Source organism: Piscinibacter lacus, assembly GCF_016735685.1.
GTDB lineage: Bacteria > Pseudomonadota > Gammaproteobacteria > Burkholderiales > Burkholderiaceae_C > Aquariibacter > Aquariibacter lacus.
This window is the reverse complement of sequence record NZ_JAERRA010000001.1, coordinates 1,946,761-1,959,579: the sequence shown is the minus strand read 5'-3', so window position 1 is coordinate 1,959,579 and position 12,819 is coordinate 1,946,761. Positions and strand designations below refer to the sequence as shown.

Annotated in this window: 10 protein-coding genes; 7 read left to right on the top strand and 3 right to left on the bottom strand. The window is 73.5% G+C overall.

Annotated elements, in window-relative coordinates; translation table 11 throughout:
• Window positions 1–47 precede the first annotated feature (47 nt).
• Genes dnaX through recR form a run of 3 tightly spaced genes read left to right on the top strand, consistent with a single transcriptional unit; the run spans window position 48 to window position 3,161 of the window.
• Window positions 48–2,159, top strand: coding sequence for a DNA polymerase III subunit gamma/tau (dnaX, locus tag JI742_RS08760; RefSeq protein ID WP_201825663.1), 2,112 nt, complete (start codon window positions 48–50; stop codon window positions 2,157–2,159).
• Window positions 2,160–2,206: 47 nt separating this feature from the next.
• Window positions 2,207–2,533, top strand: coding sequence for a YbaB/EbfC family nucleoid-associated protein (locus JI742_RS08755; protein WP_201825660.1), 327 nt, complete (start codon window positions 2,207–2,209; stop codon window positions 2,531–2,533).
• Window positions 2,534–2,567: 34 nt separating this feature from the next.
• Complete coding sequence (gene recR, locus JI742_RS08750; protein ID WP_201825658.1) at window positions 2,568–3,161, top strand: recombination mediator RecR; 594 nt, start codon at window positions 2,568–2,570, stop codon at window positions 3,159–3,161.
• 34 nt (window positions 3,162–3,195) lie between these two features.
• On the opposite strand, the gene JI742_RS08745 is transcribed toward recR, so the two are convergent.
• Both JI742_RS08745 and gloB read right to left on the bottom strand, forming a co-directional pair.
• Window positions 3,196–4,992, bottom strand: a complete 1,797-nt coding sequence (locus JI742_RS08745) for a transglycosylase SLT domain-containing protein (protein WP_201825656.1) — start codon at window positions 4,990–4,992, stop codon at window positions 3,196–3,198.
• Complete coding sequence (gloB, locus tag JI742_RS08740; RefSeq protein ID WP_201825654.1) at window positions 4,989–5,777, bottom strand: hydroxyacylglutathione hydrolase; 789 nt, start codon at window positions 5,775–5,777, stop codon at window positions 4,989–4,991. Before gloB ends, JI742_RS08745 begins: the two co-directional genes overlap by 4 nt.
• Between gloB and JI742_RS08735 the strand changes: the two genes are divergently transcribed.
• The 4 genes from JI742_RS08735 to JI742_RS08720 all read left to right on the top strand — a co-directional run bounded on the left by JI742_RS08735 (window position 5,776) and on the right by JI742_RS08720 (window position 11,440).
• Window positions 5,776–6,597, top strand: a complete 822-nt coding sequence (locus JI742_RS08735; RefSeq protein ID WP_201825652.1) for a class I SAM-dependent methyltransferase — start codon at window positions 5,776–5,778, stop codon at window positions 6,595–6,597. The genes gloB and JI742_RS08735 overlap by 2 nt on opposite strands.
• The gene (gene rnhA / locus JI742_RS08730; RefSeq protein WP_201825650.1) at window positions 6,594–7,052 is read left to right on the top strand and encodes a ribonuclease HI; all 459 of its coding nucleotides are present in this window, start codon (window positions 6,594–6,596) and stop codon (window positions 7,050–7,052) included. The genes JI742_RS08735 and rnhA overlap by 4 nt, the downstream gene beginning before the upstream one ends.
• Before the next feature lie 133 nt (window positions 7,053–7,185).
• Window positions 7,186–8,352 carry an efflux RND transporter periplasmic adaptor subunit gene (locus JI742_RS08725; RefSeq protein ID WP_201825648.1) on the top strand — a complete coding sequence of 389 codons (1,167 nt, stop codon included), beginning with the start codon at window positions 7,186–7,188 and terminating at the stop codon, window positions 8,350–8,352.
• A 16-nt stretch (window positions 8,353–8,368) separates the two neighbouring features.
• A complete protein-coding gene (locus JI742_RS08720) occupies window positions 8,369–11,440 on the top strand; it encodes an efflux RND transporter permease subunit (protein ID WP_201825646.1) in 3,072 nt (1,023 codons plus the stop codon).
• 28 nt (window positions 11,441–11,468) lie between these two features.
• Here the strand turns inward: JI742_RS08720 and moeA are convergent, their stop codons facing one another.
• The gene (gene moeA, locus JI742_RS08715; RefSeq protein WP_201825644.1) at window positions 11,469–12,806 is read right to left on the bottom strand and encodes a molybdopterin molybdotransferase MoeA; all 1,338 of its coding nucleotides are present in this window, start codon (window positions 12,804–12,806) and stop codon (window positions 11,469–11,471) included.
• Between the last annotated feature and the right edge of the window lie 13 nt (window positions 12,807–12,819).

Genomic DNA, 12,819 nt, shown 5'->3' with positions numbered 1-12,819 from the left:
CCCGCCCGCGGCCGGCGGCCCGGGGGGCGGCCTCTAGAATCCGGCCCATGACGACCCTGGTCCTGGCCCGCAAGTACCGGCCGCGCCGCTTCGACGAGATGGTGGGCCAGGAGCATGTGGTGCAGGCTCTGGCCAACGCCCTGCGTTCGAACCGGCTGCATCACGCCTACCTCTTCACCGGCACCCGCGGGGTCGGCAAGACCACGGTTTCGCGCATCCTCGCCAAGAGCCTGAACTGCGTCGGCCCGGACGGGCAGGGCGGGGTGACCGACCAGCCTTGCGGCGTCTGCAACCACTGCCGCGACATCGATGCCGGCCGCCATGTCGACTACACCGAGCTGGACGCCGCCAGCAACCGCGGCGTCGAGGAGATCGGCCAACTGCTCGACCGCGCCGTCTACAAGCCGGTGCTCGCGCGGACCAAGGTCTACCTGATCGACGAAGTCCACATGCTGTCGAGCACCGCCTTCAACGCGATGCTCAAGACGCTGGAAGAGCCGCCCGAGCACCTGAAGTTCGTGCTGGCGACGACCGATCCGCAGAAGCTGCCCATCACCGTACTGTCGCGCTGCCTGCAGTTCAACCTGCGGCCCATGGCGCCCGAGACCGTGCGCGAGCACCTGGCCCGCGTGCTGGCTGCCGAAGCCATTCCGGCCGAGCCCGGCGCGCTGCGGCTGCTGGCCCGGGCCGCACGCGGCTCGATGCGCGACGCGCTCTCGCTCACCGACCAGGCCATCGCCTACGGCAATGGCGCGCTGGCCGAGGAGGAGGTGCGCACCATGCTCGGCGCCGTCGACGATCGGCTGGCCGAGTCGCTCGTCGAGGCCCTGGCCGAGGGCGACGGCGCCCGCGTCGTGCAGCACTGCGACCGCCTGCGCGACGAGGGCCTGTCGGCCGAGGGCATGCTCGAAGCCATCGCCACGCTCTGCCAGCGCATGGCCGTGCAGCAGGCCGTGCCGGGCGCGCTCGATGCCGACGATCCCGAGCAAGCCGCGGCCCTGGCCTTGGCCGCCCGCCTGCCGGCCGACGAGACCCAGTTGCTCTACGGCCTGGCCCTGCAGGGCCGGGCTGAGCTGGCACTCGCGCCCGACGAATTCAGCGGCCTGCTGATGGTGCTGCTGCGCTTCCTGGCCTTCCGGCTGCCGCCGGATGCAGCGCCGCGTGCCAGCGCCGCGCCCGAGCCCGCCGCCCGGCCGCGCGCCACGCCCAGCGCCGCCCTGCGCAGCCCGGCCCCGCCGGCCGTCCAGATCCCCGTGCCGCTGCCGCGGCCCGATCGCCCCGAAGCTGCGGCCCCTTCGGACGCAGCCCTGCAAGCAGCCCCCAAGACCGCCGAACCCGCCCGGCACCTGCCGCAGGCGGCCGGGTTTGCGGGCCCCGCAGCGCCTGCGGCCACCGCCCAAGTCATGCCCCCGGCCGAGCCGGCCGTCCCGCGCCCTGCGCCGGCCGCGGTCGCGCCGAAGCAATCTGGCACCGCATCAGCGGCCCTGCGCGTCCTGCGCGAACCGGCCCCGTGGGACGACGAGGTCCCGCATCCTGCGCTGGCCCAAGACCTGGCCCCGCAGCCCGCCACCCCTGCGCTGCGCCCGCCCGCTGCCGAGCCGGACGAAGCACCGTCGCCCTCGGCCGCCGAAGCCGACTGGCATGGCGCCCCGCCCGTGGCCGAGGACGAGGCCCGCGCGCTTCCCGCGCCCCAGGCCGAAGCCGAAGCCGCAGCACCGCCTGCCCGCATCCCGGCTGCGAACGATGCCCCCGCAGCGCCCGACAGCCCGCTGGGCGCCGCCTGGGCCGCCCTGGTCGACAGCCTGATCGCACAGGGCGCAGTGGCTGCCATGCACCGTCAACTGGCCTGGCAAGCCCAGTGCACGCACCTGGAGCCCGAGGCAGGCCGCGTGCACTTGCGCATCGACCGCGAATCCCTGCGCAGCCCCATGCACATCGAGCGCTTGCAGGCCGCGCTGGCGGCCCACTGGCAGCGCCCGGTCGTGCTGGCCGTCGAGGCCGGCCCGGTCGACGACAGCCCGGCCCGCCGGGAAGCCGCCGACCGCCTGGCCCGCCAGCAGGCTGCCGAGATGGCCTGCGAAGCCGATCCGCTCGTCCAGGCCCTTCTGGGCCGCCATCGCGGGGCCCGGCTGCTGCCCGGCACCTTGCAGCCGCGCTGAAGCGGCTGCCCTTTCCCTCCCGACCCGACCTTTCCGAGGATCACCCCATGCTCAAGGGACAACTTGCCGGCCTGATGAAGCAGGCCCAGGCCATGCAGGACAACCTCAAGCGCGCCCAGGACGAACTGGCGCTGCTGGAAGTCGAAGGCCAGTCCGGCGGCGGCCTGGTCAAGGTCACCATGACCTGCAAGCACGACGTGAAGCGCATCGCCATCGACCCCAGCCTGCTGGCCGACGACAAGGACATGCTCGAAGACCTGGTCGCCGCCGCCTTCAACGACGGCTTGCGCCGCGCCGAGGCGCTGAGCGCCGAGAAGATGGCCAAGATCACCGCCGGCATGCCCCTGCCGCCGGGCATGAAGCTGCCCTTCTGAACACGCCAGGCACCGCCGCACGGCGTCCGCCCCGATGAGCGCCGCCCCCGGCGCGCTGGAATCGCTGATCGAAGCCCTGCGCCGCCTGCCCGGCGTCGGGCAGAAATCGGCCCAGCGCATGGCCTACCACCTGCTGCAGCACGATCGCCCGGCGGCGCGCCAGCTCGCCCAGGCCCTGGGCCATGCCGACCAGGCGGTGCGCCACTGCGCGCGCTGCCACACCTTCACCGAGGCCGAGGTCTGCACCACCTGCCTCGACCCGGCCCGCAACGGCCGGCAGTTGCTGGTCGTCGAGACGCCGGCCGACCAGGCCGCGCTGGAGCGCAGCGGCAGCTACCGCGGCCTTTACTTCGTGCTGATGGGCCGCCTTTCGCCGCTGGATGGCATCGGCGTGCATGACATCGGCCTGGCCCCGCTGCTGGCGCGGGCGCAGGACGGCGAGGTCGAGGAACTGATCCTCGCCACCAGCTTCACCGCCGAGGGCGAGGCCACCGCCCAGGCCATCGCCCAGGCACTCAAGCCCCAGGGCCTGAACGTGACCCGCCTGGCGCGCGGCGTGCCCGTCGGCAGCGAGCTGGAATACGTCGACCTCGGCACCCTGGCCCACGCCCTGGCCGACCGGCGCTGAGCGCCACCCCGCCGGCCGGAGCCGGCGGGCCGCACTAGCGGGCGGGCGCCGCCAGCTTGCGCTTGGCTTCCGGCCGCGCGGCCTTGCGGACCTTGCCCGCCGCCTGCGCCGCCTTCACCTTCGGCGCCTTGCGCGCCTTGGCGATCGGCCGCTTGCCCGAGGCCAGCCCCTTGGCCTTGGCCGGCAGGTAGAGCACCACCTTCTGGCCCGGCCGCAGCCGGGTGTCGGCCGACCAGCCGTTCCAGCCCGCCACGGCCTCGGCGCTCAAGCCATGCCGTGCGGCCAGGGCCGCGAGCGTGCGCTCCTTGGCGCGGGCCTTGGTGACCACGCGGCGGCCCGGCGGCCGGATCGGCGCCAGCGCAAGCTGGGCATGCTCGGCCACATGCTCGGCCACATCCTGGTCGCGCTTGCCGGCGCGCGGCACCAGCAGGGTCGAGCCGGCCTTGACCATCATGCGCGGCGGGATGCGGTTCAGGCTGCGCAGCTCGGCTTCCGGCATGCCGACGCGCTCGGCGGCCTCGCCCGGGCCCATGGTGCGGGGCACCACCCAGGCCGTCCAGCTTGCCAGGCTGCCCTTGTGGCGGTCCAGGCGCTGGATGAAGCGCTGCGCGTTGTCCCAGGGCAGCAGCACCTGTGGCGTGCCGGCAGCCAGGATCACCGGCTTGTTCATCGAGGGATTGAGCGCCTGCACCTCGGCCAGCGGCAGCTCGGCCAGCTCGGCGACCAGGGCGGTGTCGATGTCGCGCTGGATCGGCACCGCCAGGAAGTAGGGATGGTTCTCGATGGGCGGCAGCGTCATCCCGAAGTCCTGCGGCGCGCTGATGATGGCCTTGACCGCCAGCAGCTTGGGCACGTAGTGCCGCGTCTCCGCCGGCATGCGCAGGTGGGCATAGCCGGTGGGCAGGCCGGCACGCTGGTTGCGCTTGATCGCGCGCTGCACACTGCCCTCGCCCCAGTTGTAGGCGGCCAGGGCCAGGTGCCAGTCGCCGAACATGGCGTGCAGCTTCTGCAGGTAGTCCAGCGCGGCCTGGGTCGAGGCCAGCACGTCGCGGCGGTCGTCGCGGAACAGGTTCTGCGTCAGGTCGAAGTGCCTGCCCGTCGAGGGGATGAACTGCCACATGCCCGAGGCCTTGGCCGAGGACATGGCCTGCGGGTTGAAGGCGCTCTCGATGAAGGGCAGCAGGGCCAGTTCGCTCGGCAGGCCGCGGCGCTCGACCTCGTCGACGATGTGGAAGAGGTAGCGGCTGGCGCGCGAAGTCATGCGCTGCACGTACTCGGGCCGGCTGCCGTACCAGCGGCGCTGATGCTCGACTTCGGGTCCGTCCAGGCCCTCCAGGCGGAAGCCCCGGCGGACGCGCTCCCAGAGGTCCTGCCGGGCGGTCGCCTCGGCCTGCGGCGGCCGGTCGGGCTGCAAGGGGTCGATCAGCAGGCCGGCCCCCGTGCCCTTGTCGGCCGGGGCATAGGGCGGCGGCAGGGTGGAGGCCTCGGCGCCGGGCGCAGTGAAAGGGCCTGCGGCGGGCTCGGCCTGCGGCAGCGTGGTCGCGGCAGCGGCTTGGGGGGCGGGCGAGGGGGCGGACCGGGGTGCAGGCAGGGGTACAGCCTGGGCCGCAGGCCGGGCGCCGGCTTGCGGCAGGGCCGCCGGGGCCGGCGGCGCAGACGGATCGCGGCCTGGCCCGGCGGCGCGGGCCGGGGTGGGCAGACCGGCCTGGGGGGGCGGTACGGTGGCGGGCGGGGGCTGCAGGCCGGCGCAGGCGCCGAGCAGGGCCGTGAGCAGCAGCAGGCCGGCGGTTCGGGCGGCAGGGCGCCGCAGCGGCCGGGAAGGTGGACTCATCGGTAGCTGTTCTTCCAGGTCCGGATCGCGGCCAGCACGGCCACCGGATCGTCGGAGGCCGCGCCCTGGGCGCGAGCCTGGGCTGCGACAGCGGCTTCGCCACTGCGCAGGAAGGGATTGATCGCCCGCTCCAGGCCGATGCGGCTGGGCAGGGTGGGCTCGCCGCGCGCCCGCAGGGCCAGGCAGTGCTGGCGGTGGGCGGCCAGCGCGGCATTCTCGGGCTCGAGCGCGCTGGCAAAAGCCAGGTTGGACAGGGTGTATTCGTGGGCGCAGCAGACCCGCGTGTCGGCCGGCAAGGCCGCCAGGCGGCCGAGCGAGGCATGCATCTGCGCTGCCGTGCCCTCGAACAGGCGGCCGCAGCCGCCCGAGAACAGCGTGTCGCCGCAGAAGAGCAGCGGCGCCTCGCCGGCCGGCCGGGCCACATAGGCCAGGTGATCCAGGGTGTGGCCGGGCACGGCCAGCACTTCGAAAGCCAGGCCGAGCCGCTCGACCCGGTCGCCCTCGGCCACCGTGCGCGTCAGGCCGGCGATGCCGCTGCCGGCCGGGCCGAAGACGGGATACGGCCCCTGGCCGCGCTGCCGGGCATGCTCGGCCAGACCCGCCAGACCGCCGGTGTGATCGCCATGGTGATGCGTCACTAGAATCCCGCCGATTTCGAGCTTCAGCCGGTCGAGCACCGCGATGACCGGTGCAGCGTCCCCCGGATCGACGACCACCGCTTGCGCGGCGTCGTGGAGCATCCAGATGTAGTTGTCCGTGAAGGCGGGAACGGCGAGCAGCTTCATGACCTTGAGTTCTTTGAGTATAGGTTTGGCCCCCTGGCTGGAGACCCCCGCCGGCCGCTATGCACTGAGCTGGGAACAGCAGCAGCTCGATGCCCTGGTGGCCGACCTCTTCGGCTTCCACGCCATCCAGCTCGGCCTGCCTGCCCTGCAGGGCCTCCAGGCCAACCGCATGCCGCACCGCTGGCTGGTAGACGAGCCGGTCGCGCCCGACCCGCGCGCCGCCGTGGTCTGCGACTTCCATGCCCTGCCCTTCGCCACCCAGAGCCTGGACCTGGTGCTGCTGCCGCACACCCTGGACCTCTGCCTGGACCCGCATGCCACCTTGCGCGAGGTCGAGCGCGTGCTTGTGCCCGAAGGCCGGGTGGTGATTGTCGGCTTCAACCCCGACAGCCTCTGGGGCCTGCGCCAGAGCGGCGGCCTGCTGCTGCGCCGCTTCGGCAGCGAAGGCCCCGTCTACCTGCCCTGCGGCGAGGCGGGCTCCGGCCGCCTGCTCAGCCCGCGCCGCCTGCGCGACTGGCTGCGCCTGCTGAGCTTCGAGGTCGAAGGCGGCCGTTTCGGCGCCTACCGTCCGCCCTGGCGCAGCGCGCCCTGGCTGGACCGCTGGGCCTGGATGGAATCCGCCGGCGACCGCTGGTGGCCGATGTTCGGCGCCCTGCACATCCTCGTGGCGGTCAAGCGCGTGGCCGCCATGCGCCTGATCGGCCCGGCCTGGAAGCGCCCGCGCCGCGCCCGGGCCGCGCCTGCCGTGGCCGGCGGGCATCGCCAGGCCCTGGCCCCGCCGCGGCCGCCCTCGTCCCCGTCTTCCCGTCTGCCCGAATGAATCTCCCGATCCAGCGACCCGCCGTCACCATCTATGCCGATGGCGCCTGCAAGGGCAACCCCGGCCCCGGCGGCTGGGGCGTCTGGCTCACCAGCGGCGAGCATGAGAAAGAGCTCTTCGGCGGCGAGCCCAGCACGACCAACAACCGCATGGAACTGACCGCCGTCATCGAGGCGCTGGCCAGTCTCAAGCGCAGTTGCAACATCGTCGTCTACACCGACAGCAGCTATGTGCAGCAGGGCATCAGCGAGTGGATCCACAACTGGAAGCGCCGCGGCTGGCGCACCGCCGGCGGCCAGCCGGTGAAGAACGCCGACCTCTGGGCCCGGCTCGATGCCCTGGCCGCCCTGCACACCATCGACTGGCGCTGGGTCAAGGGCCATGCCGGCGACCCCGGCAACGAACGCGCCGACCGCCTGGCCAACCAGGGCGTGCCCGGCGGGATCCGCCGGTGAGGCCTGCATGTGAAGCGCATGTTGCCGCCGCCCTGCGGCTTGCGGTCTTGCGGCGGCGGCCGGCAGGCCGGGCCGCTTGCGGCGAGGATCGCGGCCCGCGTCCCGCCGCGCCGATCCTGAATCCCCCGACCGAATGAAGCGACCCGTTCTCCTCCTGGCCCTCCTTGCCCTGGCCGGCCTTTCGGCCGGGGCCTGGTGGTTGCAGCGCGGGCCGGTGGCGGCAGGCGCCTCGGCCGCGGGCCGGCCGGCAGCGGCTTCGCAGCCTGCGGGGGCGGTGCGCGGCGGGCCGGCGGCTGGCGGGCCGATTGCCGTCGAAGTCGGCCAGGTCGAACGCGAGACCCTGGTCGAGCGGGTGCAGGCCGTCGGCAGCTTGCGCGCCGCGCAAAGCGTGATGCTGCGGCCCGAGGTTGGCGGCCGCATCGTGCAGCTCGGCTTCCGCGACGGCGAGGCCGTGCGCCGCGGCCAGGTGCTGGTGCAGCTCGACGACAGCCTGCCGCGCGCCCAGCTTGCCCAGGCCGAGGCGCAACTGGCCGTGGCCCGCAGCAACCACCAGCGCAATGTCGAGCTGGTCGCCCAGGGTTTCGTCACCCGCAGCGTCGCCGACCAGACCGCCGCCACCCTGGCCGTGGCCGAGGCCCAGCGCGAGCTGGCCCGGGCCGAGCTGGCGCGGCTGCGCTTGCTGGCGCCTTTCGACGGGCGGGTCGGGCTGCGCAAGGTCGATGTCGGCGCCGTCGTGGCGGCCGGCGCCGACCTGGTGATGCTGGAAGACCTGCGCCACCTGGAGGTCGAGTTCCGCCTGCCCGAACGCGAGCTGGCCCGGCTCAAGCCGGGCCAGCCGCTGAGCCTGCGCCTGGATGCCCAGCCGCAGCTCGAGCTGTCGGCGCGCATCCAGGCCCTGGAGACGCAGGTCGACACCGACGGCCGCGCGCTGGCCCTGCGCGCCCGGCTGGACCGGGTGCCGCCCGGCCTGCGGCCCGGCATGTTCGCGCGGGTCGAAATCGAGCTGGGCCGCCGCGAGGGCGCGCTGACCGTGCCCGAGGAGGCCCTGGTGCCGCAGGACGGCCGCGTCTACTTGGTGCGGGTCCGGCCCGCCGCCGCCGGCCAGCCCGCGCGCAGCGAGCGTCTGCCGGTGACCACCGGCTGGCGCAATGCCGGCCGGGTCGAGGTGTTGGCGCCGGGCCTGCAAGCCGGCGACACCATCGTCACCGCCGGCCCGGCCCGGCTGATGCGGGCCGACGGTCTGGCCCTGCGCGAGGTGCGCATCGGCCCCCCGGCCCGCGCCAGCGGCCCGGCCCGCTGAGCGGCCGGGCGCGCGCATGCAGATCGCCGAGCTTTCCATTCGCCGCCCGGTCCTCGCGACCGTGCTCTCGCTGCTGCTGCTGCTGGTGGGCCTGGTGGCCTTCAGCGGCTTGCAGTTGCGCGAGTACCCGCGCATCGACGAGCCGGTCGTCACCGTCACCACGCGGCTGCTGGGCGCGGCGTCCGAGGTCATCGAAAGCCAGGTCACCAAGCCGCTGGAGGATTCGATCGCCGGCATCGACGGCATCGAGATCCTCAGCTCGATCTCGCGGGCCGAGGAAAGCCAGATCACGGTGCGCTTCAAGCTGTCCAAGGATCCGGACAACGCCGCCTCCGACGTGCGCGACCGGGTGGCCCGGGTGCGCGCCCGCCTGCCCGATGCGGTGGTCGAGCCGGTCATCGCCAAGGTCGAGGCCGATGCCTCGCCCACCGTCTGGCTGGCCTTCAGCAGCGACAGCCTGAACCCGCTGGAGATCACCGAGCTGCTGACCCGCATCGTCAAGCCGCGCTTGCAGACCGTGCCCGGCGTGGCCGATGTGCGGCTCAACGGCGACCGGCTCTATGCCATCCGCATCTGGCTGCAGCCCGATGCCCTGGCCGCCCACGGCCTGACGGTGCAGGACGTCGAAGCCGCGTTACGGGCCCAGAACCTGGAGCTGCCGGCCGGCCGCATCGAAAGCCAGCAGCGCGAGTTCACCGTCACCGCCCGCACCGACCTGAACACCGTCGAGGGCTTTGCGCAGATCGCGCTGCGCCAGGTGCAGGGCCACACCGTGCGCCTGCGCGATGTGGCCCGCGTCGAGGAAGCGGCAGAGAGCGAACGCTCGATCGTGCGCCTGAACGGCGTGCCCTCGGTCGCCACCGGCATCATCCGCAATGCCACCGCCAACCCGCTGGAGGTGGCGGCCGGCGTGCGCGCCCTGTTGCCGCAGTTGCAGGCCGAGCTGCCGCCGGGCCTGAAGGTGCAGGTGGCCAATGACAGCACCGAGTTCATCGACCGCGCGATCCGCTCCGTCTACCAGACCCTGGTCGAGGCGGTGCTGCTGGTCGCGCTGGTGGTCTTCGTCTTCCTGCGCTCGCTGCGGGCTTCGCTGATTCCGCTGGTCACCATCCCGGTCAGCCTGGTCGGCGCCTTCGCGCTCATCGCCCTGGCCGGCTTCACCGTCAACACCCTGACGCTGCTGGCCCTGGTGCTGGCCATCGGCCTGGTGGTCGACGATGCGATCGTGGTGATGGAGAACATCCACCGCCATATCGAGGAGGGCCTCAGCCCCTTCCAGGCGGCGATCAAGGGCGGGCGCGAGATCGGCTTCGCCGTCGTCGCCATGACGCTGACCCTGGCCGCCGTCTATGCGCCGCTGGCCTTCACCCCGGGCCGCACCGGCCGGCTGTTCGCCGAGTTCGCGCTGACGCTGGCCGGGGCGGTCGTCGTCTCGGGCTTCGTCGCGCTGACGCTGAGCCCGATGATGTCGAGCAAGCTGCTGCGCCTCGAGACCCAACCCGGCCGCTTCGACCGCTTCATGGAGGGCCTGCTCGGCGGCCTGACCAGCGGCTACCGCTGCGCCCTGGTCTGGAGCCTGGGCCAGCGCATGCTGGTGCTGGCGGTGATGCTGGCCTCGGCCCTGGGCGCCGGCCTGCTGTTCCAGGGCATGAAGAGCGAGCTGGCGCCCATCGAGGACCGCGGCGCGATCTTCACCAGCGTCAGCGCGCCCGATGGCGCGACCCTGGCCTTCACCCAGCGCTACCTGGAAGCCATCGACGGCATCGTGCGCGAGAGCGGCGATTTCCCCGAGATCGACCGGCTCTTCATGGTGGCCGGCAGCCCCACGGTGGAGCGCGGCATCGCCATCGCCCGCACCGTCGACTGGTCCGAGCGCGAGCGCAAGACGCCCGCCCTGGCCGGCGCCCTGCGGCCGCGCTTCGAGGCCCTGCCCGGTGTGAGCGCCTTCCCGGTGACGCCGCCCTCGCTGGGCCAGAGCTTCCGCGAGCGGCCGATCAATGTGGTGCTGGTCAGCGGCGACAGCTACGAGGGCATGGGCCGCGCCGCCCAGGCCCTGCTGGCCGAGATCGCCAAGTTCCCGGGCATCGTCCAGCCCGACACCGACCTGCGCCTGAACAAGCCCGAGCTGCGCCTGAGCGTGGACCGCGAGCGCGCCGCCGATGCCGGCGTGGCCGTCGATGCCGTGGCGCGCACGCTGGAGACCATGCTCGGCGGCCGCGAGCTCACCCGCTACAAGCGCGGTGCCGAGCAATACGACGTGGTGGTGCAGCTCGAGGCCGAGGGCCGCAGCCGCCCGCAGGACATCGACCGCCTCTATGTGCGTGGCCGCAACGACACCATGGTGCCGCTCTCGGCCCTGGTGCAGGTGGAGGAGAACGTGGCGCCGCGCGAGCTGAACCACTTCAACCAGCGCCGCTCGGTCACGATCACCGCCAACCTGGCGGCCGGCGCTGCGCTGGGCGAGGCGCTGGACTTCATCGAGACCGCCGCCGCCCGCACCCTGCCCGAGGGCTATGCCCTGCAGCTCAACGGCATCTCGCGCGAGTTCCGGGCCGCCAGCGGCTCGCTGGGCCTGGTCTTCGTGCTGGCCCTGGCCTTCATCTTCCTGGTGCTGGCGGCGCAGTTCGAGAGCTTCGTCGATCCGCTGGTCATCCTGATCTCGGTGCCGCTGTCCATGGTCGGCGCGCTGGCCGCCTTGCAGCTCAGCGGCGGCACGCTCAATGTGTATTCGCAGATCGGCCTGATCACCCTGGTCGGCCTGATCACCAAGCACGGCATCCTGATCGTCGAGTTCGCCAACCAGTTGCGCCAGCAGGGCCGCAGCGTGCAGGACGCGGTAGCCGAGGCCGCCGCCCTGCGCCTGCGCCCCATCCTGATGACGACCGGCGCCATGGTGCTGGGCGCCATCCCCCTGGCCCTGGCCAGCGGCGCGGGCGCGGAAAGCCGCCAGCAGATCGGCTGGGTCATCGTCGGCGGCATGTCGCTGGGCACGCTGCTGACGATCTTCGTCGTCCCCACCGTCTACACCCTGCTGGCCCGGCGCAGCACGCCGGGGCCGCGCACCGAGGCGGGGCCAGCCATCGCCTGAAGGCCGTGGCCGCCCGCCGGGCGCCGGCTCAGATCAGGCCGTGGAAGGGCAGCACCTCGACCCAGTCGCCGGGCCGCACGGTGGCCTGATCGTGGCCGAGCACGGCCAGACCCTGGGCTTCCGACATCGAGCGCAGGATGCCCGAGCCCTGGGCGCCAGTCAGGCGCATGTCCCACACGCCGTCGGCGGCCTGTTGCAGGCTCACGCGCTGGTATTCGGTGCGGCCGGGCTTCTTGCGCAGCGTCTCCAGGCTGCGCACGCGTAGCGTGGGCAGGGGCTGGGGGCTGGCGCCGGCCATGCGCAGCAGCGCGTCGCGCACGAAGGCATAGAAGGTGACCATGACCGCGACCGGATTGCCCGGCAGGCCGAAGAGCACGGCGCCCGGGCCTTGCGGGCCGGCGCCGATGCGGCCGAAGGCCATCGGCCGGCCGGGGCGCATGGCAATGCGCCAGAAGGCCACTTCGCCGAGCCGGGCCATGACCTGCTTGGTGTGGTCGGCCTCGCCGACGCTGACCCCGCCGGAGGTGATCACCGCATCGGCGCTGGCCGCGGCGCTGCGGAAGGCGGCTTCCAGCGCCGCGGGTTCGTCGCGCACGACGCCGAGGTCGAGCAGCTCCACGCCCAGGCGGCTGAGCATGCCGTGCAGGGTGTAGCGGTTGCTGTCGTAGACGCAGCCGGCATCGAGCGGCTCGCCGATCGAGCGCAGCTCGTCGCCGGTCGAGAAGAAGGCCACCCGCAGGCGGCGCCGCACCGGCAGCTCGGCCAGGCCGAGCGAGGCGGCGAGGCCGAGGTCCGAGGGGCTGATCAGGCGGCCGGCGCGCATCGCGGCTTCGCCGAGGGCCAGGTCCTCGCCGCGCAGGCGGCGGTTGTCGCCGGGGCGCACGACGCCGGCCGGCACGCTGACCTGCTCGCCCTCGACGCGGCAGAACTCCTGCGGCACGACGGTGTCCAGGCCGGCGGGCATGAGCGCGCCGGTGGTGATCTTCACGCAGGCGCCGGGCGGCACCGCCGCGCCCTGGAAGGCCGCACCGGCCAGGCCCTTGCCGACGATGGGCAGCCGGGTCTCGCCCTCGGCGGCCAGATCGGCCCCGCGCAGGGCATAGCCGTCCATGGCCGAGTTGTCATGAGCCGGCACGTCGATGCGGCTGAGCTGGTCCTCGGCCAGCACCCGGCCCAGGCAGGCGCGCAGGGCCAGGCGCTCGACGGCGCCGCCTTCGGCCAGGGTGGGCACGAAGCGGGCGATGAAATCCTGTGCAGCCGCCACCGGCAGGGCGGAGGGGTCGTAGCCGTTCACGCAGGAGGCGATGGCGGCCAGGGCCGGCGGCAGGGGCGGGCGTTCTGCGAGGTCGGGGGGCAGGGCGCTCATGGGCGGGATCCAG